The 21991-nt window shown below is 69.7% G+C and carries 21 protein-coding genes, 1 tRNA gene and 1 pseudogene; 8 read left to right on the top strand and 15 right to left on the bottom strand.

Annotated features, from left to right (window positions below):
* The first annotated feature begins 78 nt into the window (after positions 1 to 78).
* The 5 genes from IM697_RS09810 (at position 79) to IM697_RS09790 (ending at position 2606) form a co-directional block, all read left to right on the top strand.
* A complete protein-coding gene (locus IM697_RS09810; RefSeq protein ID WP_194046627.1) occupies positions 79 to 297 on the top strand; it encodes a hypothetical protein in 219 nt (72 codons plus the stop codon).
* On the top strand, positions 290 to 826 hold the full coding sequence (locus IM697_RS09805) for a DUF6879 family protein (protein ID WP_194046625.1): 537 nt from the start codon (positions 290 to 292) through the stop codon (positions 824 to 826). The genes IM697_RS09810 and IM697_RS09805 overlap by 8 nt, the downstream gene beginning before the upstream one ends.
* A complete protein-coding gene (locus IM697_RS09800; RefSeq protein WP_194046623.1) occupies positions 823 to 1662 on the top strand; it encodes a helix-turn-helix domain-containing protein in 840 nt (279 codons plus the stop codon). Before IM697_RS09805 ends, IM697_RS09800 begins: the two co-directional genes overlap by 4 nt.
* Positions 1663 to 1749: 87 nt before the next feature.
* Positions 1750 to 2211: a hypothetical protein gene (locus tag IM697_RS09795; RefSeq protein WP_194046621.1), complete on the top strand. Its 462-nt coding sequence runs from the start codon at positions 1750 to 1752 to the stop codon at positions 2209 to 2211.
* Positions 2208 to 2606 carry a hypothetical protein gene (locus tag IM697_RS09790; protein WP_194046619.1) on the top strand — a complete coding sequence of 133 codons (399 nt, stop codon included), beginning with the start codon at positions 2208 to 2210 and terminating at the stop codon, positions 2604 to 2606. The genes IM697_RS09795 and IM697_RS09790 overlap by 4 nt, the downstream gene beginning before the upstream one ends.
* A 198-nt stretch (positions 2607 to 2804) precedes the next feature.
* Here the strand turns inward: IM697_RS09790 and IM697_RS09785 are convergent.
* Together IM697_RS09785 and IM697_RS09780 are read right to left on the bottom strand one after the other, a co-directional pair.
* Positions 2805 to 2876: transfer RNA gene (locus IM697_RS09785), tRNA-Val, on the bottom strand.
* An 81-nt stretch (positions 2877 to 2957) separates the two neighbouring features.
* Positions 2958 to 3916, bottom strand: a pseudogene (locus IM697_RS09780) (hypothetical protein).
* 227 nt (positions 3917 to 4143) lie between these two features.
* Here IM697_RS09780 and IM697_RS09775 point away from each other — a divergent pair.
* The gene (locus IM697_RS09775; RefSeq protein WP_194046617.1) at positions 4144 to 4971 is read left to right on the top strand and encodes a DUF4097 family beta strand repeat-containing protein; all 828 of its coding nucleotides are present in this window, start codon (positions 4144 to 4146) and stop codon (positions 4969 to 4971) included.
* 913 nt (positions 4972 to 5884) lie between these two features.
* Here the strand turns inward: IM697_RS09775 and IM697_RS46125 are convergent.
* The 4 genes from IM697_RS46125 to IM697_RS09755 all read right to left on the bottom strand — a co-directional run bounded on the left by IM697_RS46125 (position 5885) and on the right by IM697_RS09755 (position 11208).
* Positions 5885 to 6262 (bottom strand): hypothetical protein, encoded by a 378-nt coding sequence (locus tag IM697_RS46125; RefSeq protein ID WP_476755907.1) that lies wholly within the window; start codon positions 6260 to 6262, stop codon positions 5885 to 5887.
* Positions 6263 to 6485: 223 nt separating this feature from the next.
* Positions 6486 to 7664, bottom strand: a complete 1179-nt coding sequence (locus IM697_RS09765; protein WP_228044595.1) for an amidase domain-containing protein — start codon at positions 7662 to 7664, stop codon at positions 6486 to 6488.
* An 84-nt stretch (positions 7665 to 7748) separates the two neighbouring features.
* Positions 7749 to 9062: a polysaccharide deacetylase family protein gene (locus IM697_RS09760; RefSeq protein WP_194046611.1), complete on the bottom strand. Its 1314-nt coding sequence runs from the start codon at positions 9060 to 9062 to the stop codon at positions 7749 to 7751.
* 52 nt (positions 9063 to 9114) lie between these two features.
* Positions 9115 to 11208: a transglycosylase domain-containing protein gene (locus tag IM697_RS09755; protein WP_194046609.1), complete on the bottom strand. Its 2094-nt coding sequence runs from the start codon at positions 11206 to 11208 to the stop codon at positions 9115 to 9117.
* Between the two features lie 252 nt (positions 11209 to 11460).
* On the opposite strand from IM697_RS09755, the gene IM697_RS09750 reads away from it, so the two are divergent.
* Positions 11461 to 11676, top strand: coding sequence for an FmdB family zinc ribbon protein (locus IM697_RS09750; RefSeq protein ID WP_194046607.1), 216 nt, complete (start codon positions 11461 to 11463; stop codon positions 11674 to 11676).
* A gap of 11 nt (positions 11677 to 11687) precedes the next feature.
* Here IM697_RS09750 and IM697_RS09745 read toward each other — a convergent pair whose 3' ends face one another.
* From IM697_RS09745 to IM697_RS09735, 3 genes are read right to left on the bottom strand one after another with little or no spacing between them, the layout of a single operon-like run.
* Positions 11688 to 12503, bottom strand: a complete 816-nt coding sequence (locus tag IM697_RS09745) for an HAD family hydrolase (protein ID WP_194046605.1) — start codon at positions 12501 to 12503, stop codon at positions 11688 to 11690.
* Positions 12503 to 15073, bottom strand: coding sequence for a phosphoribosyltransferase (locus tag IM697_RS09740; RefSeq protein WP_194046603.1), 2571 nt, complete (start codon positions 15071 to 15073; stop codon positions 12503 to 12505). The genes IM697_RS09745 and IM697_RS09740 overlap by 1 nt, the downstream gene beginning before the upstream one ends.
* A 23-nt stretch (positions 15074 to 15096) precedes the next feature.
* Positions 15097 to 16263, bottom strand: coding sequence for an HpcH/HpaI aldolase/citrate lyase family protein (locus IM697_RS09735; RefSeq protein ID WP_194046601.1), 1167 nt, complete (start codon positions 16261 to 16263; stop codon positions 15097 to 15099).
* A 186-nt stretch (positions 16264 to 16449) separates the two neighbouring features.
* On the opposite strand from IM697_RS09735, the gene IM697_RS09730 reads away from it, so the two are divergent.
* Entirely contained in the window at positions 16450 to 17256 is an 807-nt protein-coding gene (locus IM697_RS09730) for a TerD family protein (protein ID WP_194046599.1), read from the top strand.
* A 27-nt stretch (positions 17257 to 17283) separates the two neighbouring features.
* Here IM697_RS09730 and IM697_RS09725 read toward each other — a convergent pair whose 3' ends face one another.
* The 6 genes from IM697_RS09725 to IM697_RS09700 all read right to left on the bottom strand — a co-directional run bounded on the left by IM697_RS09725 (position 17284) and on the right by IM697_RS09700 (position 21825).
* Positions 17284 to 18021 carry a TerD family protein gene (locus tag IM697_RS09725; protein ID WP_194046597.1) on the bottom strand — a complete coding sequence of 246 codons (738 nt, stop codon included), beginning with the start codon at positions 18019 to 18021 and terminating at the stop codon, positions 17284 to 17286.
* A gap of 102 nt (positions 18022 to 18123) precedes the next feature.
* Positions 18124 to 19272 (bottom strand): DUF475 domain-containing protein, encoded by a 1149-nt coding sequence (locus IM697_RS09720; RefSeq protein WP_194046595.1) that lies wholly within the window; start codon positions 19270 to 19272, stop codon positions 18124 to 18126.
* A gap of 126 nt (positions 19273 to 19398) precedes the next feature.
* Entirely contained in the window at positions 19399 to 19974 is a 576-nt protein-coding gene (locus IM697_RS09715; protein ID WP_194046592.1) for a TerD family protein, read from the bottom strand.
* A gap of 122 nt (positions 19975 to 20096) precedes the next feature.
* Positions 20097 to 20672, bottom strand: coding sequence for a TerD family protein (locus tag IM697_RS09710; RefSeq protein WP_194046590.1), 576 nt, complete (start codon positions 20670 to 20672; stop codon positions 20097 to 20099).
* A 138-nt stretch (positions 20673 to 20810) separates the two neighbouring features.
* Positions 20811 to 21269: a peroxiredoxin gene (locus IM697_RS09705; RefSeq protein WP_194046588.1), complete on the bottom strand. Its 459-nt coding sequence runs from the start codon at positions 21267 to 21269 to the stop codon at positions 20811 to 20813.
* A 118-nt stretch (positions 21270 to 21387) separates the two neighbouring features.
* On the bottom strand, positions 21388 to 21825 hold the full coding sequence (locus tag IM697_RS09700) for a DUF3052 domain-containing protein (protein WP_194046586.1): 438 nt from the start codon (positions 21823 to 21825) through the stop codon (positions 21388 to 21390).
* Positions 21826 to 21991 lie beyond the last annotated feature (166 nt).

Genomic DNA, 21991 nt, shown 5'->3' with positions numbered 1-21991 from the left:
AATTTCTAGCAATCGGAGCCCCGTCTCTCGCCATGCCGAGCACACTGAGCACTCCAACCGCCACGAAGGGTTGAGACCATGGCACTTGAGTTCCTCGGCAGCAGCAACACCTCACAGGGCGGCGGCTGCCCCAGCTTCTACCGCGACACCGAGACCGGCGACATCATCGTCCAGGGCCTCTCGCTCACCGACCCCGACAAGCGCGCCCAGCTCCTCAAGGTCAAGCCCGGCGAGGACGCTGTCGTGGTGCCGGTCATCCTGTTCGACCTCCACGCGGCGAAGGTGTCCGGTGCCTGAGCTGGTCAGCGGCGAAGCATTCCTCGACCTCTTCCGGCAGGCCGAGCACACCGCGTACCGGCTGGAAGTGCGCACGTCGTACGGGATCCCAGAGGAGGACGAGCCGTACTGCCGCTTCCTCGCGGGCGATGACCCGGGCCTCGACTGGTTCGAGCCGTGGTTGGACCTGATGCGCGCAGAGACCGGCAAGGGCAAGCGCGTGGAACGTGTCCGCGTCATCGACGAACCGCCCTCCGACTACCTGCGGTTCGAGCTGTGGGGGACGCCGTACAACCTGGCCGCAGGCGAGGACATCCGCTACCTCGCGCGGCCCACGGCCAGCGCCTTGGATCTGCCTGGGTACGACTACTGGCTCTTCGACAGCCGGACCGTGGCGCGGCTCCAGTTCGGCGAGCATGACCGCTTCCTCGGCGTTCTGCTCTCCGACGAGCCCGCCGACGTCTTGCGGCACGTGCAGTGGCAGGGCGCGGCGTGGCACCATGCGATCACCTTCGAGGACTACCAGAAGGAGAACGCGCCTCCACAGTGAGCGACTATCAGACGGCCCGGCTTGCACTCGGCGCGCGGCTCCGTGAGCTGCGTGCCGAGTCGGGGTTGAACGGGAAGACGCTTGCGCAGCAGCTGGGTTGGCCTGCATCGAAGGTCAGCAAGATCGAGACTGGTAGGCAGGCTCCGTCCGTTGAGGACGTGCGGGCCTGGGCCACGGTCCTGGGGACACCCGAGGCGATCCCCGAACTCACCGGTCGTCTGCGGACACTGGAGACGCACTATGCGGCGTGGCGGCGGCAGCTGGCCGCGGGGGTACGCGCGCGTCAGGAGGCGTGGCAGGCCACAGAGAGTAACGCGGGGACCGTCCGCAACTTCGAGACCGCCTGTATCCCTGGCCTCCTCCAGACAGCCGAGTACGCCCGGCATATGTTCGAGCGCACCACGACGCTGCACCGCACACCGCCCGATATCGAGGCTGGCGTGACCGCTCGGATCCTGCGCCAACAGGCGATCTACACGCCCGGCAGGGACTTCCGGTTCCTGATCTGGGAAGCCGCCCTGCACATGGTCCTGTGCCCCCGCGAGGTGATGGCTGGGCAGCTCGACCGGCTCGCCGGGGTGTTCGGCATGCCCACCGTGCAGCTCGGCATCGTCCCCTTGGGCACCAACCTGACCGTCGTACCCACCCACGGCTTCTGGCTCTTCGATGACCGGCTGGTCATGGTGGAGACGATCGGCGCCGAGCTGCGGCTGACCGACCGGGCCGAGATAGGGCTGTACCAGACCGTGTGGGACGAGCTGGAACGTGCAGCCGTGACTGGGCCCCAGGCGCACCGCGTCATCGCCCGTGCGAGGGCGGGCCTGGACCTGATGTGAGAAACCGCGGGAACGCTTGGCGCCCGCGTGAGAAATACCGAGAAATCACCGCACGTTGCGGCAACGCGGTTGCCTACGGTCCTGGCCATGGCCCTACCGAATTTCGCCCAGCGGTACGAGGCCGGGGACGTGTGGCTCGCCGACTGCTCCATACGCCCGGACCTCATCCGTGCGGCGTGGGAAAAGGAAGCACTGGCCCCGATCGCCTCCGGCGGTCACTGGCTGGCTGCCGAGGCACGGCTCGCGACCGGGTATCCGGTAGTCGCCCGCATCCGCGCGGAGCAGCGGGGACCGGTCCTCGCCGACCCGGCGTCGGACAAGCTCTGGTGGCTCGTCCCGCTCAACGCGGCCGAGGAACTGGCTGGCGTACGGCATCTGACTGTACGGCCGACGGCCTGGCTGCTTCGCTGCCCGCCAACGGGCTGGCACCTCGAGGGCCGGATGTGGATCGTGCGCCCCGACGGATCCGGGCAACTCACTGACCCTGCCGTACTCGCCGCCGCGTTCGGCCCTGGCGGGTACCGACTTCCCGCGGAGGCAACATCATGACCATAACTGCGGCCACGCCAGGCACGGACGAGGCCGGCGCCGCGGCTCTCGGCGAGCAGCTGATCGCATCAGCTACCGGCCGGGGGCGTGCGGCCGCTCAGGCCTTGGTGGAGGAAGAGACAGTCCTCGCCATGCGCAGCGTGCGCCGCCTGCTCGTCGTGGAGGGCGAGGACGGCCCGGTGTGCCGCTGGGAAGGGCTGATGGGCCGCCTGTACGGGCTCGGCCTGGACGACGCGCAACGGGCCTTCCTCGGCCTGGTCCTGGGCATGGTGGGCATCGGCCTGCACACGTTGTCAGCGGTGCAGGAGCTGGACGAGCGTCGTCTCCTGATCCTGATGCGGGCGATGCCGATCCTCGCGGGCAACGACCGGGTGGCGATCGGCACCCGCATGTAGCTCCGCCGGGGGCGGCCGCTCAGCGTACGAGGTCGGCGAGCGGGACGCCGATGGCTGCGGCGATGGCAAGCAGGGTGTCGAGCGAGGTGCAGGCGGGCGTCTCAGATGGCCCTGCCGATGCGCATACTGGACTCTGGGCGCAGGCAAGGCCCCCCAAGGGAACCCCTGGAAGGCCTCTGACCTGCTACTTAGAGCCTGTGGGCGCGGACGGTGTCGAACCGCCGACATCCTGCTTGTAAGGCAGGCGCTCTACCGCTGAGCTACGCACCCGGGACAGGCGGACAGCCTACCTTGTCCGGGGCACTGTCCTGCAAACCCGTATCACGGGCCGGGCAGGAGTAACCATCTTCCTCAAGGACTGAGTGAGAGTGCGTCCTGGTGCCAGAACGCATGCTCAGCCGTGTGCCCCGAGCGGTATTGGGCACACTGGTCGCCCGCGTTCACTCCGCGTCCGGCACGCACGGATCGTGTCCGTGGTCCGGTGATGCGGGGGCGGGTTTCCTCACGTTCCGGGGCCACTGATTCGGCCTGGACGGTCCGATGCCCCACACGATCGCTCCGGTCGTGTGGGGGCGGTGCCGTCCGTCGCCGGATCGGGTGCCCCAGGGCGCGCCTTCCGATCGCCACGGCGGCCGCGTCGTGGCGGGTGGTCTTCCTGGTGTGGGTGGTGAGGGGTTTCTGCCAGTGCTGGGCGCCCCACCGGCTGGTGTAGGCCGGGTCGACGGCGACGATGGTGATGCCGAGTTCGGCGGCCATGGACACGAGCCGGCCCCGCAGTCTGGAGGTGGGCATGCCGGAGATGAGGTTGCGGAACTTCTTGCGGCGGCCGTGCTTCTCGCGGGTCTTCTCGGCGGTGAAGTCGAGATCTTCGAGCGCGACCGCCAGGCCGTGGCGCTTGGCCCGGTGCAGCAGGCGGATCAGGGCGTGGCGGACCTGTGCGTCACGGTGCCGGGCGGTGCCGGACAGGTCGTAGGAGAAGCGTCGGGGGCTGCCTTTTTGGTTCCCTTCTCGCCCACGGGCAGGGACAGCCGGTGCGTGATCGTTGCGATCCCGGCTTCGAGGCTCTGGATGTGCGCGAGCTGGCCGCGCCGGGCGCGCGCCCACTGATCGTGGGTTGCCTTCGTGATCGCCCCGGCCCAGCGGGAGGAGGACTCCTGGGGGAGAGCGCGCTTGCGCTCGGCCCACAGCTCGCCGACCAGACGCAGCACCTGTTCGTCCTGGGCCGTCAGGTGCTTGAGCCGGTCGCGGATCGCGACCGCCGAGGGGCCGAGCACCACGAAAGGCGCGGCCAACTCCCGGATACCGCCCACCCGTCACCACCCTCTGATATCGAAGATCCTTTCATCGCATCCAACGACCGCCGTCCGAATAAGGAGGCGTAAGCGCGCCGTACGGGGGACCCGGCCTGGGGTAAACCCCACCCCGGATCCGGGAGCGGACCGGATCCCGGGATGCGGGCGGGGTCCGTACGGTCGAAGCACCGTCGAAGTCCCGGGCCGCGAGGGTCGGCCCGGGAGAGTCTCAGGGGGAGATCGTCATGGCCCGTACCGTTCCCGTCCGCGTCGTCGCCGTTTCCGGGGTGGTCGGGGCGCTTGTCGCGGGGCTCGTCGCCTGTGGGGCCTCCGCCGGGGACGACAAGGAGCCCGAGCACCGGTCCTTCGCCCTGGAGGGGCGGACGCTGACCATCGACTCCGACGACTCGGCGCTGGAGATCGTCGCCGCCGAGGGGAACAAGGCCGGCACCGTGGAGGTCACCCGGTGGTTCCAGGGGACCGTCGCGATCGGGGCCGATCCGAAGGTGACCTGGTCGATGGAGGACGACCGGCTGGTGCTGCGGGAGAAGTGCAGCGGCATGGTCGCCGACTGTTCCTCCAAGCACCGGATCGAGGTGCCGCGCGGGGTCGCCGTGAAGGTCAAGGACGGGGACGGGAGTGTGCGGGCGCGCGGGTTCGAGGACGCGTTGAGCGTGCGGACGGGGGACGGGAGTGTGCGGGTCACGGACTCCAGCGGGCCGCTGGAGCTGCGGACGGGGGACGGGAGTGTGCAGGTCACGGACTCCAGCGGGCCGCTGGAGCTGCGGACGGGGGACGGGTCGGTGCGGGTTTCCGACGTCTCGTCGCGGCGGGTGAAGGCGCAGACCGGGGACGGGTCCATCCGGCTCGAACTGGGTACCGTGCCGGACCGGGTGGAGACCCGCAGCGGGGACGGTTCGGTGACGATCGAGCTGCCGCGGTCGACGTACGACGTGCGGACGCGGACCGGCGACGGCTCGGAGGATGTGACCGTGCCCCGCGACAACACCAGCCCCCATGTGGTCTCCGCCCGGACCGGCGATGGAAATGTCACGGTCCGAACCGCGAACTAACCGGCCCGTGTGTTCGTCCTATACCGGTGGGAGAATGACACCGGGCAGGGTGAATCACAGCACGGGAGAGGGATGTGACGGCGACACCTCCGCAGCCGAACTCGCCGTCAGTGCCGCGTGCGCGCGAGGCCCCGCCGCCCGGGCCGGGAATCTCGCGCGGCTCGCGCCGGGCCCTTCGTGACACCCTCGCCCTCGCCGCGCTCCCCCTCGTCGTCGCCCTCGCCCTGCCGGCCGCCTTCGCCGGCGGCGGCACCCGGCGCTGGTTCGGCGGGCGGGCCGAGAGCCAGCGCGCCGAGGCGCAGGCCGCGAAGGACGCCGCGGCGGCCGCGTTCTACGAGCTGGACACGGCCCAGCGGGACCTGCGGATCTCGATCGAGACGATCACGGCGGTGGACGCCTCCCCCGCCGCCCGCCGGGCGATCACCGACTTCGAGGCGCTGGGGCGGCGTATCGACGAGGTCAGTCACCGGTACATCCAGGCCGTCGACGCCCATGACCTCGATCGAGACGATCTGGAGGCCGCCACCGCCGCCCGGGCCCGTGGCGAGCTGGTCAAGGCCAAGGACGATCTCGAGAACGTCAAGCGGGAGCTGGAGCGGTTCGCCGACGGGCTCGGGCCGCTGCTCGGCACGGCCGAGACCCAGCTGGCCCGGCTCGCCCCGGCCGTGGAGCGCGCCCGGCAGGGCCTGCTCGCCGCGTCGAACGCGCTGGATGCCGTACGCGGCTCGGGGCTGAGGGCGGACGACCTCGCGGCGCGGCTCGCGGCGCTCGGGCCGGAGCTGACCAGGCTGAACCAGGGCGCCGGGCAGCATGGTGTGCCGCAGACGCTGGAACGTGCCGAGCGGGTGGCGCGGGAGGCGGAAGCGGTCCGGGTGGAGGCGGAGCGGCTGCCGGAGAAGGCCGCCGAGATCGATCACCGGTTGGTTTCGCTGCGGACGCGCGCGCAGGCGCTGACCACGCGTGCCGGGCAGGTGGAGCCGGTGCTGAGCGAGCTGCGGCGGCGGTTCACGGCGGCCTGCTGGCAGGACCTGCAGAGTGTGCCGGAGCGGGCCGGGGAGAGCGTTCGGCAGGCCGAGCAGAGGCTGAAGGAGGCGCAGAACGCTCGGGAAGAGCAGCGCTGGCCGGACGCCACCGCGCTGCTGTCGACGGTGCGGGCGCTGCTGAACAGCACGGATGAGTCGGTGTCGGCGGCCGGTGACCGGCTGCGGCAGCTGAACGCCGTACAGAAGGATCCGCAGCAGGAGATCGACCGGACGAGGTTCGCGATCCGGGACGCGCAGCGGCTGGCCATGGCGGGGCGGAACACTCCCGATCCGCGGCATGCGCGTCCGCTGGACGACTCGGTCGCGCGGCTGGAGCGGGCGATCGGCACGCTGGAGGGCCGCCACCCGGACTACTGGCACTTCCTGACCGAGACGGAGGCGGTACGGCGGACAGTGGCCCGGGTCGTCGCGCAGATCCGTGAGGAGCGCGGGGGCGGGCACTGAGCCGTACCGGCTCAGTGCCCGGGACGATCAGGTGCGGTAGGCGTAGTACGCGGAGGTCCGGTACGACGCGATGATGCTCGACAGGGAACGCCGGTAGGTGTCGTTCGAGTGGTACGTCAGATACGGCACGCCCTGCGGGCTGCGGTAGGTGACGATCATCGTGTGGTCCTTGGACCCGTCCTTGTCGAAGTCGATCTGGAGCACGTCACCGACGTCCATCTGGTAGACGTTGGCGAGGCTGGTGGTCCGCTTGGAGTTCTGGGCGAACCAGGACCACTCGTTGACGCCGATGAACGAGTGCGACTGGATCTCGGCGTTGCCGAACCACCGGGTGTAGTCGTACACATAGCCGGGGACGTGCTTCCAGCCGCCGGCCTTCAGGGACTGGCTGACGAAATTGGTGCAGTCGCCGCCCGCGCCCTGGCCGTCGAAGTCGGGGTAGTCCTTGTTGTAGGTGCGCCAGTACTTCTCGGCGTAGGTGGCCATGGCCCGGTAGTTCAGGGCGGTGCCGGTGAGGGTCTTGGGCTTGGCCGGGGCGGGGTACGTGGTGGCGGCGCGCGGGGCGGACGGCATGGTGTCGTCGACGGTGGGCGCCTTCACGGACGGCTTGGCGAGGGTGTTGACCGCGATGCCGCGGTCGGTGTCGCGGATGGCGGTGAGCTGCCAGTCGCCGCGCCGGTCGGCGGTGAAGGTGAGTTCGTGGCGGGCCTGGAAGCCGGTGGTCCTCGGTTCGTCGCCGCTTTCGTCGCCGCGGACCTTGTCGTAGGTCAGGGTCGTGGTCTCGGTGACGGTGGCCTTGGCCGTACGGCCCGTCACGCGGGTGGCGTTCAGGGTGACGGTGGTGTCGGCCGTGCGGTACGTCTCGCCGAGCCGGGCGAGTCGGTCCTTGCGCCGGTCCAGCGCGGCCAGGGCGGCGTCCTCGTCACGGGCCGTATCGGCGGACAGCCGGACGTCGCCGGAGAAGCCGTCGGTCAGCGGCTTCGCGCTCCGCTCACCGGTGACCAGGGCGTTGGTGCGGTCGGTGAAGACCGCGTCCGCCAGCCGCTGGAAGGTGGCCCTGGTGCCGGCGTCCACCGCCGGGGCGGCGGCGTCGGCGGCGGCGGCGCTCCAGGTGGGCAGCAGCGCCGCTCCGGCGGCGAGGGAGGCGACGGCCGCCCCGACTATGGTGGCGCGGCCGCGGGTGCGGATCGGTTCTCTTGAGCTCACGTCTGTCGATCTCATGTCTGTTGATCTCACGTCTGTTGATCTCACTGGGATTCTCCTTACGGGGGTGGTTGAACGCCCGGCCGACTACTTCACGACCGTCGACCAGTCGGCCGACTGCGCCGGGTCCAGGCCGCGCAGCCGCCGCAGCGTCTCGGGCCGCTGTACGTCCATCCAGTCGGCGAGCTCCTTGAAGGACACGCACTTGACGTCCTTCTTCTTGCACACGTTCTTGATGACCTGGTCGACGGCCTTCATGTAGATGCCGCCGTTCCACTGCTCGAAGTGGTTGCCGATGAACAGCGGGGCGCGGCTGCCGTAGTAGACGCGGTTGAAGCCGGCCATGTAGGTGGCGAGGGTCTCCTGCTCCCACCGTGGGTAGTTGACCGGGTCGCCGTCGGTCTCGCCGTCGGACTGGTTGTAGAGGAAGTTGAAGTCCATGGACAGGCCCTGGAAGTCGCCGCCCTGGTAGGGAAGCAGCTGCAGCGGGAAGTCCCAGATGCCGTTCTTCTTCCTGGGCCATATCTGGAAGTCGCCGGTGGAGCTGGCGTCGTAGCGCCACTTGTAGGTCTTGAGGGCCTCCAACAGGTTCCCCTGGCCCTCCAGGCAGGGTGCGCGGCCGCCGGTGACCTCCTTTCTGAAGTCGAACGGCAGCGGGTCGAGGTCGGTGTAGCCGGTGTTGGTCTTCCAGTTCTCCACGAGGTCGTAGAACTGGTCGATCTCGCTCCGCCACTCGTCGACGCTCCAGTAACCGCCGCCGCGGACGCCGCAGAAGTGGCCGTTGAAGTGCGAGCCGATCTCGTGCCCCTCCTTCCATGCCTTGCCGAGCTGCTCCAGCGTGGTGCGGATGTGCTCGTCGGTGGGGTAGCTGATGGCGGCGGATCCCTTGTCGTGCTGCGGCGGGGCGTAGAGCTTCGCCTTGTTCTTGGGCAGCAGGTAGATGCCGGTGAGGAAGAACGTCATATGGGCGTCGTACTCCTCGGCCAGCTTCCGGTAGTGCGCGAAGAGCTGATCGTCGCCCGCCAGGGCGCCGTCCCAGGAGAAGACGACGAACTGGGGCGGCTTCTCGCCCGGTTTGAGCCGCTGCGGCTTCAACCTGCCCTGCTGCGGCCCGGTGTACGACGTCGAGCCGTCGCCGAGCACCTTCGTCCTCCCGTCCCACTCGGGTTCCCCGGGCGGCGTGGCGGGCGCTTCCGGCGTGGCCGGTCCGTCCGCGTCGCCGGTGGACGCGATCGGTGTGGTGGTGTCCGAGCGGGTCAGGCTGGTGTAGGCCGCGGGTACCACCAGGGCGAAGAGGACGATCGCCACGGCCAGTGCTCCCAGGCGGGCGAAGTGCTCGGGGGCGCGTGGCCGGCGGCGGGGTGCGCGGGCTCGGCGGCGGTGGCCGGATGTCGACGGCATGGGCGGCTCATTCTGCGAGGGGGGTGGGGGGTGTGCGGTGCCGGTGGCCGGGTCAGCCGAGACCCAGGGCGCCGGACCAGATGTCGTACGGGACGCTGTCGGCGGGGGTGCCGGCGATGCCCTTCAACGGCAGGGGTTCGAGGCTCTTGGTGAGATCGATGCGGTAGGCCACGACGGCCGTGGACACGGAGGCGGCGGTGCCGACGTACCAGGCCGCGGTGTCGTCCTGGGTGGTGCCGGCCTTGCCCGTCGTCCGCGGCGCGGAGGACGCGGTGGCGGGGTGGGCGAGGCTGAAGGCGGACCTGAGCGCGGACTGGACCTGCTCGGCCACCTTCGCCGTCACCGCACGCCGCGAGACGGGTTCGGCCAGCCCCACCTTGGAGCCGTTGCGGGTGATCCGGGCCACCGAGTACGGCTCGACATGGGTGCCCGCGGCGGCGAACGTGGCGTACCCGCTGGCCATGCGGATCGCGCTGGGCCGGGCGCTGCCCAGGGAGAGCGCCGGCACCTGCGGGCCGAAGCTGGAGGCGAGCAGTCCGGCCGCCTGCGCGGTGCGGCGCACCTTGTCCAGGCCGGTGTCCATGCCGAGTTGCATGAACGGCGTGTTCACCGACAGCGCGAGCGCCTTGTGCAGGCTGATGCGCCCGTAGTCCCTGCCGCCGTCGTTGCGGGCGGCGACCCGCTTGCCGCTGCGGTCCCAGTAGGGCCCCTCGGGCGTCATGACCGGGATGCCGTCGTCACCGTCGTACAGCGTCTCCGGGGTGACGTCGACGGGGCCGTCGTCGCGGGTCTTGCGGACGCCGTTCTGGAGTGCGGAGGCGTAGACGAAGGGCAGGAAGGCCGAACCGGCGGGCACGGTGGTCGCGTTGGACTCGTTGTAGCCCTGCGTACGGTGGTCGGGGCCGCCGTAGACGGCGAGGATCCGTCCGTCGGTGGCGACCGAGGCGGCGCCGTAGTGCGCGGTCCGCGCCATGGCCGGGTGGTCCTTGGACGCCTTCTTGCGGGCCTTGGTCACGGCGTCGGTGAGCGCGGTCTCCCGGCGCCGGTCGAAGGTCGTGTAGATCTGGTAGCCGCCGAGGTCGAACTCCTTGTCCGTCAGACGCGCGGCCTTCTTGGCGTACTGCGCGGCCAGTTCGACCAGGTAGTCGCTCTGCTTGCCGGTGTCGTAGCCCCGGGCCCGGCTCAACGGCTCGGGGAACTGCCGGTATTCGGCCCGCTCGGCCGGCGACAGCCTGCCGATGTCGACCATGCGGTCCAGGATCCAGGACCAGCGCTCCACCGCCCGCGCGTGGTTGGCCCTGCTCAGCGCGGGGTCGTAGAGGGCGGCGCCCTTGAGGAGGGAGGCGAGGAAGGCGGCCTCGCTGACGTTCAGCTGACCGACGTCCTTGCCGTAGTAGGCCTGGGCGGCGCGCTGCATGCCGTAGGTGCCGCGGCCGAACCAGCTCGTGTTGAGGTAGCCCTCCAGGATGTCGTCCTTGTTCATCCGGTTGTCGAGCTTGACGGCGAGCATGGCCTCGGTGAACTTGCGGCCGACCGAGCGGTCCTGGTTGAGGTAGACGTTCTTCACGTACTGCTGGGTGATCGTGGAGCCGCCCTGGGTGTCGCCCTCGCCCAGGGTGCGCCACACGGCTCGGGTGACGCCGCTGAGCGAGATGCCGGGGTCGCTGTAGAAACTCGCGTTCTCGGCGGCGAGCACCGCCCAGCGGACGTCCTCGGGGATGTCCTTCAGGGGCATGTCCTGCCGTCGCACCCAGCCGGTGCGGGCCATGGGCGTCCCGTCGGACCAGAAATAGACGTTGTCCTGCTGGGTGGCGTACGAGTTGAGGTTCTTCGGGATGTCGGTGGTGGCGTAGGCCACACCCAGGGCTGCGGTGCTCAGGCCGACGAACGTCAGCGCGGCACCGAGCCACTGCCGCCAGGAGGGCAGCCAGCGGCGCCAGCCGGTGCGGCCGGGGCGGGGGTACCGCGGACGCAGGCGGCGCAGTCCGGGCGTGAGGCGGGACAGGGCCGAAGGGGCCGCGGTCCTGCGGCGGTGGCCCGGTGGGCGGGATTCGCCCGAGTGGGATAAATGGGATGAACCTGATTCCGCCGCCACCCGCAATTGCATGGTCTCGTCCGGCGGGAGCGCGGGGACCTTTAACTGCATGGTCTCGTCCGGCTCTCGCCCAGCCCTGGTCACGGCTGCGCCCCTCCCCGCATTTCGGTCGTGCGCGCGCGGAAGGGCATGGCCGCCGCGGTCAACGGCAGCGAGCCCCCACTTCCCCCGGCCTTACGGCTCCTCGCGGCGATCGAAAAATACCAGTCTCCTTTTCAATTTCTCCACACCCGTATCGGACAGCCTCGATCGCCGGTGATTGCGCAGGGGTGTATATCCGGTCACGCCGACTAATCTGTGGGTATGCCTCGCTACGAATACCGGTGCCGCAGCTGCGGTGACACCTTCGAACTGAGCCGCCCGATGGCGGAGTCGTCCGCCCCCGCCAGCTGCCCGTCCGGTCATGAAGACACTGTGAAGCTTCTGTCGACGGTGGCCGTCGGCGGCACGGCGAACGCCCCCGCGGCGCAGAAGCCTGCCGGCGGGGGCGGGTGTTGTGGTGGAGGGTGCTGCGGCTGAGGGTGCCGCGGCTAGGACATCGGTGTCCTCGTCGCCTTCAGGAACTCCCGCAGGATCCGCTCCCCCGCCAGCACGCCCCGCTCCGGCAGCGCGCTGATCGCCGGAGCCGTCCAGTCGGCGTCCGCCAGCTCACCGTGCCCGGGCCGCCAGCCCTTGTCGGCGGCCAGCAGCAGGTCGGCGTCCAGCAGGGAGTCGCCGGCCGCCAGCGTCAGGTCCGCGCCCGTGCGGCGGGCGACCTCGCGCACGGCGGCGCTCTTGGTGAGGGGCTTGGGGACCGCGTAGATCTTGCGGCCCTGCAGCGACACCGTCCACCCGCGGTTCTCCGCCCACACCGCGAGCTCCTTCACCCACTCCTCGGGCAGCAGCTCGCGTTCGACGACCAGGTAGGCGAAGAGGTCCTCGGCGATGCGGTGCTTGCGCACCCATGCCGGGGACGCCGTCGCCATCAGATGGTCCTGCACCTCCGCGAGCGGCGCGCACTGCTCGGCCAGCCGGGCCTGGACCCCCGCATGCCAGTCCGGGTCGGTGACGCCGTCGACCAGCAGGTGGCCGCCGTTGGCGCAGATCGCGTACTTCGGCGCGGGGCCCGGCAGGTTGATGCGCTGGTACTGCTTACGGGTCCGGGTCGTCGTCGGCACGAAGACCGCCGCGTCGCCGAGATCGGTCAGGAGCTGGGCCGCCGTCTCCGTCATGTACGACAGCGGCCTGCTCTCGTGCACCTCCACGCACAGCAGCCTGGGCGCCCGCGCGTCCGGCATGGTCAGCGCGAGGGCCGCGGCGGAGTAGATGAGCGTACGGTCGAGGTCGCTCGCCACCAGCACCGGCATCAGACGTTCACCGCCCTGCCGTCGGCGCCCGTCGCGCCCCGCGTGTACTTGGGGTGGATCAACCCCACGCAGGTGTACGGCAGTTCGGCGACCTCTTCCACCGGAACCCCTCTCTGTTCGGCCAGCAGTCGGACATGGTCCAGGTCGGCGCCGGCACCGGCCCGCGCCAGGATCTTCCAGGGCACCCGGCGCAGCAGCACCCGCGTGGTCTCGCCGACGCCCGGCTTGACGAGGTTCACGTCGTGGATGCCGTACTCCTCGCTGATGCGCTCGACGGCGGCCCAGCCCTCCCAGGTCGGCGCGCGGTCGGCGGACAGCAGCTCCTTGGCCGCCGCCTCGACGGCGTCCACGACCTCGGGGAAGCGCGCGGCGACGGCGTCCAGGAAGGCCACGGAGACATCGGCGCCGACGAGTTCGCGGTAGAACTTCGCGCCGTGGTAGTCGTACGGCCCGACCAGGTCGGCGCGCAGGACGGTGCGCGAGATCAGGCCGGAGACGGTCGAGTTCAGGCACGCGGACGGGATGAGGTAGTCCTCGCGGGTACCGTACGTCCGCACGCACGAGCCCGGGTCGGCCAGTACGGCGATCTCCGGGTCGAAGCCGGTGATGCCGTCGGATGCCTCGAACTCCCGTATCGCCTCGGCCAGTTCGCGGGTGATGGCGCCCTTGCCGGTCCAGCCGTCGACGAAGACGACGTCCCGCGGGTCGTGGTGCCGGGCCAGCCAGCGCAGGGCGTTGGCGTCGATGCCGCGGCCGCGCACGATGGAGACGGCGTAGTGGGGCAGTTCGAGTCCGTGCCGGAACTGGGCCCAGCGGCGCATGAGGATGCCGACGGGCGTGCCGGCGCGGGCGAGGGAGACCAGCACCGGGCGCGGTGACCGCTCGGCGAGGACGATCTCGGTGACGGCGCCGGCGGCCTGCGCCAGCCGCGCCGCCGACTCCTCCAGCGCCGCGTGGAACAGGGCCTGGTACTGCTCGCTCGGCTGGTACTCCACCGGCAGCGACTCCGCGTAGTGCGCGCCGCCGCTCTGGATGGCCTCCTCGCGCTCCTCGGTCGGCGCCTCCAGCGTCACGTCCGAGAGGTCCTGCAGCAGCCAGCCGACCTCCTCGGGGGCGTACGAGGAGAAGGCGGGGCCGCGGAGGGGCTCGGGCAGCATGGGGGGCCTTTCGGGGGCGTACGACGGGACGACCGCGAGGGTGACGTGCGGGGTGTGTGCGGCCAGCTGAGCCAACAGGCCGTCGGGCGCGTGCAGTTCGGGAGTGTCGGCCACCGAGTCGACGACGGCTATGACGGCGTCGAAGCCGGCTCCGGCGACGTTGTAGGCGTACCGCTCGCCGGGGCCGTCGGCGGGGTTGTCGTGGGCCGGGAAGGCGAGGCGGGTACGGATCGCGTATCCGGGGTCGTCGACGGCGAGGACGGGTGAGCGGGTGGTGGTGGAGTAGCGGACCTCGACGCCCTCCGCGATCTGCTCCAGCTCGCGGGCGAGCCTGAGGGGGGCGTACATCAGCTCTTCGAAGCCGAGGACGTGGACGCGGCGAGCCCCTGCGGGGAGCGCCTCCGCGAGGCGGGCCGCCATGGCGGGGAGGGCAGCTTCGAGGCGGGTGCGGTGGGCGGGGGTGAAGCCGTGGCGGCCACCGTCGGGGAGGCCGGGGGGCCAGTGCAGATTTATGCGGGTGAGGTGGGGGTTGGTTCGGTCGTCGGCCGGGTGCGGGTCGGTGGGGGCTTGGCGCGCAGTTCCCCGCGCCCCTTGGAGGTCGGCCGGTGCAACGCCCTGCTTTAGGGGCGCGGGGAACTGCGCGACCGGCCCCCGCTCAGCCGCAGACGACGAACCACCCCTCGCGGCACTCTCCGCCTCGTACCGCGCCACCAGCTCCTGCCCCTTCTCCAGCACCCCCTGCGGCAGCAGTACGGTCCCTGAGGCCGCCGCGACCAAGTCCACACGGGCGCCGATCTCACGGGCGAACTCCTCCAACCGACCGGCGTCCGCCGCCGACCGCATGTCCACCAGCGCGACCACGACATACCGCCGCCGCGGATACCGCGCATGAAGATCGCGCACGGTGTTCAGCACCGTGTTCCCCGTCGAGAACTCGTCGTCGACCAGCACCAGCGGACCGTCGCCGGCCAGCAGCGCCGGATCCTCCGGGAGCAGCAGATGGGACGTGGCGTGCGAGTGGGACTCCTCGAAGCCGCCCGCGCGGGCCACGCCGGCGACCGGGCGGCGGGTGGAGTGCAGGTACGTCGCGGATCCGAGGCCGTCGGCGACGGAGTGGCCGAGGCCGGTCGCCGTCTCCGCGTAGCCGAGGACGACCGCCCCGGCGGCCTCGTCGGCGCTCAGAAGGTCCCGCACCCGGCGGCCGAGGGCGAACCCGGCGCCGTACACCACGGACGGTGACTGCGGTACGTGCTTGCCGAGCACGTTGGAGACCAGCAGATGCGCCCGCTTGGGGTTGCGCCGCAGGGCGAGCCCCAGCAGGTCCATGAGCTCGTCGTCGCCCATGAGCTGGACCCCGAGCCGCTCGGCGACCCAGCTGCCGGACCAGACCCCGTTGTTCACTGCGTTGTTCATGCGTCCCTTGGATAGAGGTGGGTTCAGCCGGGAATTCCGGCGGCCAGCAGATCCACGAAGCTGACGTCCTCGCGCGCGACGCCGAAGACCTCCGCGCGCAGCATGGTCCGCTCGGCCCAGGCTCGGTGCGGCTTCACCTCGTTCATCTTGTTCGTGTACGCCGACCGCAGCACGCCCCCGCCGCCGCGCCCCGGCCGCAGGATGTCGACGGCGTCGCCGTACTCCTCGTGACTGACCACGGACAGCGCGTGCACCGCCGGCACATGGGAGGGGTGGATGCAGGTCTTGCCCAGCAGGCCGTTGGCATGGTCGAGGGAGATCTCCCGCAGCAGCCCGTCCATCGCGTGCTCGATCAGTCTCTCGCGCAACTCGACGGCCTGCCCCTGAAGGAACGGGCTGGTGCGCAGCATCGGCTTGAACATGCGCTGGGGGACGCGGAAGTACTCCCACACCGGTCCGGTCACCGTGTACCCGGAGCCGTCGGCCCGGCCCAGCAGGTTCACCACGTCGGCGATCACGGAGGCGACGATCTGGACGTCGTAGGCGGTCATGTCGGGTGCGCGCCGCAGGCCGTACGAGGAGCAGAAGTCGGTGACACCGAGCCGCAGGGCGAGCACCCGGTCCCGGTACTTGTCGATGGCGCGGGCGATGCCCTCCAGGGCGTCCACCCGGGACTCCCGGTACATCAGCTCGGGCGTCTCCAGCACGGGCATGCCGAACAGCCGCCGGCCACTGGCGGTCTCGGCGGCGGCCAGGGCCTCCAGGAAGGGGATGCCGCGTTCCTCGGTGAACTTGGGGAACACGAAACCGGACAGCAGCCGCACGGCCGGGCCCAGGCGCCGGACGAGGTCGGGGATCTGCTCGGGCGTGCGCACCCGGACGAAGAGCAACGGCAGTGCGGGGTCCGCCCGCCCCGCGAGATCCGCGAACTGCCGGACGAGGTTCTCCTCACCCGCCACGACGTCCTCGTCGCCGATGGAGTCCTCCAGGCACAGCACCATCGAGACCACGCCGTTCGCCGCCTGCTTGACGATGTCGTCGGCGAGCCGGGTCCGCGTGGCCGGGCTGTAGAGCGTGGCGCCCAGGGCCACGGACAGCAGCCGGGCCGGGGAGTCGGCGGTGAAATCGCACGGCTCCTGGTGGAAGAGGCGCTGCCGCACCTCCGGGGCGATGTGCCCGAAATGACGCATATAACTCCCCCGTGGTGGCTCTGTGCCTCCTGTGACGTGTTCACAGGTGGCCGGTAATAGTACGTAGATACCCATGTCGGGGGTTCCCGACGGGCATGAATTTCTGGTAACGCGGACGAACACGAGCGCGCACGTCATGTGTACCCCGCGTTGTCGTGACCAGGACGGAGAGGGCAGGATGACGGCATGACGCACGCGATGTTGAAGGGGTCGAACGTCCCGCTCGAAGCCACGACGGTACGCGCCGTGCTGCGCTGGACGCCCGGGCAGGGGGTCCCGGATGTCGACGCCTCGGCTCTGCTCCTCGGCCCCGACGGTCGTGTGCGCTCCGACGAGGACTTCGTCTTCTACAACCAGCCCCGGCACCCCTCCGGGCAGGTCTGGAGGCTCGGCAAGAAGCGACTCGCCGACGGCCTCACCGACACGATCCAGACAGATCTCACCGGTGTCGAGTCCGCCGTCGGTCAGATTCTGCTGGTCGCCTCGGCGGACGGCGTCACCTTCGACCGCGTACGGGACCTGCGCATCCTGCTGTACGACGCCACGGCCACGGACGGTGATCCGCTGGCGTACTTCGACATCAAGCCGGAGACGGGCCAGGAGACGGCGCTGATCTGCGGTGAGCTGTACCGCCGGGGCGAGGGCTGGAAGTTCCGCGCCCTGGGCGAGGGCTACTCGGACGGCCTCAAGGGCCTGGCCACGGACTTCGGCATCTCGGTGGACGAGTCGGAGACCATGGACGAGCCCAGGCAGAGCCCCGAGGTCTCCCAGCCCCTGCCTCCCGAGCAGCCGACGGTCACCGTGCCGCCCCAGCCGTCCTACGGCTACCCCCAGCAGCCCCCGGCGACCCAGCCGGCCTACGGCTACCCCCAGCCCACCAGCCAGCCGGCCGCGGCCCAGTCGGGCTACGGCTACCCGCCGCCGGTGACAGCGGCAGCCCCGCCCCAGGAGTTCCGCCTGCCGCCGCAGGGGCCACAATTCATCGGACGGTGACGGAAGCGCCCTTCAGGGGCGCGGGGCTCAACGCTCAGCCTTGGATTTGTACCCCCGACCCCACTGCAACCCCCACCCGAACAACCGATCCAGCTCCGCCTGGAACCCGTACACGAACTTCACCTCACGCCGGACCCAGACCTCGCCCTTCACGTTCTCGATCATCACCACCGCACACGACCGAGCCTGCGGATGCCGCTCGTCGAGGCCTATCTCGATCCGCGGGCCGTTGCTCGGATACAGCGTGACGATCGCGTGCGTGCGGTCGAACGCCGGCGTCTGGTCGTAGATGTACACGAAGACCAGCAGCCGCTTGATGTTCTCCCGGTGGTCGAGGTTGACGTAGATCGTCTCCCCGGACGCCGACCCGAACCGGTCGTCCCCGCTGAGCTTCACATACGGCGGCGCGTTGACGTCCCCGAGGAACCCGCCCAGCGGCTGTACGACGCCCTTCGTCCCGTCCGTCAGCTCGTACAGGGCCCCGAGGTCGAGGTCGACGTTGACCATGCTCTGGCTGTGCCCGAGCACCTCCGGCGGCTTGAGCGCCTTGAACGGATGCCGCAGCAGGCTCTCCCGCTGTGAGCCACCGATGTCGGACGTCCGCATCCGCCAGGTCAGGTTGATCCGCAGATGACCGGTGGCAGCGCCCTGCTTGGTGAGCGAGACCCGGTCGTGCCGTTTCGTCAGCTCGATCGAGTTCGACGACGCGCTGCCCGAGTCGAACTCGGCCGCCCGGCCGCGCCAGAGTCCGTCCAAGAAGCCCATTCCGCCCCCACGTCCCACGAAGACCTGCGTTCACCCGGAAAGACCGGCGGGGCGGCCGGAGCCCGGCCGCCCCGCACAGAGCGTTCCTCACCCGCGGGGGTGTCACACCCCGGACGAGACCTCAGTCTTCTCGTCCGAGGCCGCCGCTTTTCCCTCGGCGGCCGCCAGCGCGCGGTTGCGGCGCACCGAGGACCAGAAGGACCAGCCGATCAGGATCACGCCGATCGAGCCGGTGATGAGCTCGTGGATCTCGTACTGGATGGTGACCAGCAGGATCATGGCGAGGGCGCCGATCGCGTAGTGCGCGCCGTGCTCCAGGTAGACGTACTCGTCGAGGGTGCCCTGACGCACCAGGTACACGGTCAGCGAACGGACGTACATCGCGCCGATGCCGAGGCCCAGCGCCATGAGGACGATGTCGTTGGTGATGGCGAAGGCGCCGATCACACCGTCGAAGGAGAAGGACGCGTCCAGGACCTCGAGGTAGAGGAACATGAAGAAGGCGGCCTTGCCGGCCAGGGCGATCGCGGAGCGGGGCTTGCCGGCGCGCTCGGCCGCTTCCTCCGCCTCGTGCTCGCGTTCCTCCTCCTCTTCGAGCCTGTCCTCGAAGAAGCCGGACAGACCGCCCACGATCATGTATGTGATCAGGCCGCCGATACCGGAGAGCAGCACCGTCTCCGCCTTGTCGACGTGTGCGCCGCCGTGCTGGTGGGCGTTGGTCGCGAAGGTCAGCGCCGAGATCAGCAGGACGATCAGCGCGATGCAGACCGACAGCATGTCGACCTTGCCGAGCTTGGCCAGCGGGCGCTCCAGCCAGCCCAGCCACTTGATGTCCCGGTCCTCGAAGATGAAGTCCAGGAAGATCATCAGCAGGAACATGCCACCGAACGCGGCGATCGCCGGGTGGGCGTCGGTGACGAGTTCCTGGTAGCGGTCCTTGTCGCTGAGCGCGAGGTCGACCGCCTCGATCGGTCCGAGCGATGCGCTGATCGCGACGATGACGACGGGGAAGACCAGTCGCATGCCGAACACGGCGATCAGGATGCCGATGGTGAGGAAGATCTTCTGCCAGAAGGCATTCATCTTCTTCAGGATTCCGGCGTTGACCACCGCGTTGTCGAACGACAGCGAGATCTCGAGGACGGAGAGGATCGCCACGATGCCGAAGGCGGTCCACCCCCCGAAGAGGACCGCTGCAACCAGGCCGAGCGCGGTGACCGCGAACGACCAGCCGAAGGTTTTCAGAACCACTGGCTACCCAATCCTGTGTGTACGGGGCTCCCGCGCGCCGCACTCGGCTTTACGAAGTCTTTGAAGCCGAAGTCTAGTCGGCCCCCCTCCGCACCCCACGGGGCCCCGACTTTTGCTCATATCGCGTTATGAGACGTTGACCCCGAAGTCGAGGGCGATGCCGCGCAGACCGGACGCGTACCCCTGCCCCACGGCCCGGAACTTCCACTCTCCCTGGTAGCGGTAGACCTCGCCGAAGATCATGGCGGTCTCGGTGGAGGCGTCCTCGCTCAGGTCGTAGCGGGCGAGTTCCTGGCCGTCGGCCTGGTTCACGACGCGGATGAAGGCGTTGCTGACCTGGCCGAAGGTCTGGCCCCGTTCGTCGGCCATATGGATGGAGACCGGAAAGACGATCTTGTCGCACCGGTCCGGCACCTTGGACAGGTCGATCAGGACCGACTCGTCGTCGCCGTCGCCCTCGCCGGTGAGGTTGTCGCCGGTGTGCTCCACCGAGCCGTCCGGGCTCTTGAGCTGGTTGTAGAAGACGAACCACTCATCGCCCAGTACCCGACCCGCGTTGCACACCAGTGCGCTGGCGTCGAGGTCGAAGGGGGCTCCGGTGGTGGAGCGCGCGTCCCAGCCGAGCCCGACCATCACCTGAGTGAGGTTGGGTGCGGCCTTGGACAGGGAGACGTTTCCTCCCTTGGCGAGCGTGACGCCCATGATGCTGGTCCTCCCCGGGTGTTGCCTCTTTGGTTGTCCTGCGCATCCGGCGCCGCACCCAAACGGTGCGGCGCCGGACTCAGCCAGTGGTGTTCTGGACTCTCACGCCCCGGATGGTGAACTCAGACGTTCACACCGAAGTCCTGCGCGATGCCGCGCAGGCCGGACGCGTAGCCCTGGCCGATGGCGCGGAACTTCCACTCCGCACCGTGCCGGTACAGCTCGCCGAAGACCATCGCGGTCTCGGTGGACGCGTCCTCCGAGAGGTCGTAGCGCGCGATCTCGGCACCGCCGGCCTGGTTCACGACGCGGATGAAGGCGTTGCGGACCTGGCCGAAGGACTGCTGACGGTTCTCGGCGTCGTAGATCGAGACCGGGAAGACGATCTTCTCGACGTCCGCCGGGACGCCCGCGAGGTTGACCTTGATCTGCTCGTCGTCGCCTTCGCCCTCACCGGTGAGGTTGTCGCCGGTGTGCTCGACCGAGCCGTCGGGGCTCTTGAGGTTGTTGAAGAAGACGAAGTTCGCGTCGCTGCCGACCTTGCCCTCCGCGTTCGTCAGCAGTGCGCTGGCGTCGAGGTCGAAGTCGGTGCCGGTCGTGGTGCGGACGTCCCACCCCAGACCGACGATGACCGCGGTGAGGCCGGGGGCCTCCTTGGTCAGTGATACGTTGCCGCCCTTGCTGAGGCTGACTCCCACGAGTCCTCCATTGGTGTCCAGGGGCGGGGAGCCCCGCCGTGCGTTTGATATCGGATCAACGAGTCGATCCTAGTGACGGGTTCCCGTGACTCGCAGGCCTTGGTGGCGAAGAATCACAGGTGTCGGCCACCAACGGGATCAGAGGGTGTCGAGTGCCTCGACGTACTCGTTCAGGTCACGCGCGTCGGGCAGGGCGTTGACGACGGTCCAGCGCACGACGCCCTCCTTGTCGATGACGAAGGTGCCGCGCACCGCGCAGCCCTTGTCCTCGGCGAAGACGTCGTAGGCGCGGCTGACCTCGCCGTGCGGCCAGAAGTCGCTGAGCAGCGGGTACTCCAGGCCCTCCTGCTCGGCGAAGACGCGCAGGGTGTGGATGGAGTCGTTGGAGACGGCGAGGACCTGCGTGTCGCGGTCGGCGAACCTCGGCAGGTTGTCGCGCACCTCGCACAGCTCGCCGGTGCACACGCCGGTGAAGGCGAAGGGGTAGAAGAGCAGGACGACGTTCTTGGAGCCGCGGAAGTCGGAGAGCTTCACGGTGGCGCCGTGGTTGTCCTTGAGCTCGAAGTCGGGGGCCTTGTCGCCGACCTGGATCGCCATCGCGTGGATGTCCCTTCGGTGGGGCTGTTCGGGTGGGAACCACCCTATGCAGCGACCACCCGGGCCCGTGCAGGAGGCCGGGCCGGGCCTTCTCGGCCCGGCCCGGCATCGCCACCGGTTACTTCTTGGACTTGGCGGCCTTGGGCGTCACCAGACGGCTGCCGCTCCAGTCCTTGCCGACGCTGACACTCTTCGACGCCGACAGACCCGCCGTGGTCGCGGCTTCAGAGATGTCGCTGGGCTCCACATAGCCGTCACGGCCGGTCTTCGGCGTGAGGAGCAGGATCGAGCCGCCCTCTTCGATGTACGTGGTGGCGTCCACCAGCGCATCCGTCAGGTCGCCGTCCTCGTCGCGGAACCACAGCACCACGGCATCCGCTACGTCGTCGTAGTCCTCGTCCACGAGCTCGTTGCCTACGACTTCCTCAATGGCCTCGCGGAGTTCCTGGTCTACGTCGTCGTCGTAGCCGATCTCCTGGACCACCTGCTCGGGCTGGAACCCCAGCCTTGCGGCAGGGTTCGTCCGCTCCTCCGCGTGGTCCGCGGTCGCGCTCACGGGTTGCCTCCTGATCATGTCTTGGGAATAACTCAGCCACGCGCGTGCGCGAAGCATTGGCCGTAGTCCACACGGGCGGGGCGGATCGCGCAAGTACCCGGCCGTTCAGACCGCCGAAACGGTGACGATCCTGAACGTGTCACCGCAACTCCAGGCACACCCTCAT

It is taken from the genome of Streptomyces ferrugineus, from assembly GCF_015160855.1.
GTDB lineage: Bacteria > Actinomycetota > Actinomycetes > Streptomycetales > Streptomycetaceae > Streptomyces > Streptomyces ferrugineus.
This window is presented reverse-complemented; position numbering and strand designations above follow the sequence as displayed.

Excerpts from the sequence above, each read along its gene's own strand:
- IM697_RS09810 (WP_194046627.1), top strand. The coding sequence starts at position 79 with ATGGCACTTGAGTTCCTCGGCAGCAGCAACACCTCACAGGGCGGCGGC.
- IM697_RS09790 (WP_194046619.1), top strand. The coding sequence starts at position 2,208 with ATGACCATAACTGCGGCCACGCCAGGCACGGACGAGGCCGGCGCCGCG.
- IM697_RS09705 (WP_194046588.1), bottom strand. The coding sequence starts at position 21,269 with ATGGCGATCCAGGTCGGCGACAAGGCCCCCGACTTCGAGCTCAAGGAC.
- IM697_RS09740 (WP_194046603.1), bottom strand. The coding sequence starts at position 15,073 with ATGAACAACGCAGTGAACAACGGGGTCTGGTCCGGCAGCTGGGTCGCC.
- IM697_RS46125 (WP_476755907.1), bottom strand. The coding sequence starts at position 6,262 with ATGGCCAGCCGCTGCGCGTCCCGGATCGCGAACCTCGTCCGGTCGATC.
- IM697_RS09750 (WP_194046607.1), top strand. The coding sequence starts at position 11,461 with ATGCCTCGCTACGAATACCGGTGCCGCAGCTGCGGTGACACCTTCGAA.
- IM697_RS09755 (WP_194046609.1), bottom strand. The coding sequence starts at position 11,208 with ATGCAGTTAAAGGTCCCCGCGCTCCCGCCGGACGAGACCATGCAATTG.
- IM697_RS09730 (WP_194046599.1), top strand. The coding sequence starts at position 16,450 with ATGACGCACGCGATGTTGAAGGGGTCGAACGTCCCGCTCGAAGCCACG.
- IM697_RS09760 (WP_194046611.1), bottom strand. The coding sequence starts at position 9,062 with ATGCCGTCGACATCCGGCCACCGCCGCCGAGCCCGCGCACCCCGCCGC.
- IM697_RS09795 (WP_194046621.1), top strand. The coding sequence starts at position 1,750 with ATGGCCCTACCGAATTTCGCCCAGCGGTACGAGGCCGGGGACGTGTGG.
- IM697_RS09715 (WP_194046592.1), bottom strand. The coding sequence starts at position 19,974 with ATGGGCGTCACGCTCGCCAAGGGAGGAAACGTCTCCCTGTCCAAGGCC.
- IM697_RS09735 (WP_194046601.1), bottom strand. The coding sequence starts at position 16,263 with ATGCGTCATTTCGGGCACATCGCCCCGGAGGTGCGGCAGCGCCTCTTC.
- IM697_RS09725 (WP_194046597.1), bottom strand. The coding sequence starts at position 18,021 with ATGGGCTTCTTGGACGGACTCTGGCGCGGCCGGGCGGCCGAGTTCGAC.
- IM697_RS09775 (WP_194046617.1), top strand. The coding sequence starts at position 4,144 with ATGGCCCGTACCGTTCCCGTCCGCGTCGTCGCCGTTTCCGGGGTGGTC.
- IM697_RS09745 (WP_194046605.1), bottom strand. The coding sequence starts at position 12,503 with ATGCCGGTGCTGGTGGCGAGCGACCTCGACCGTACGCTCATCTACTCC.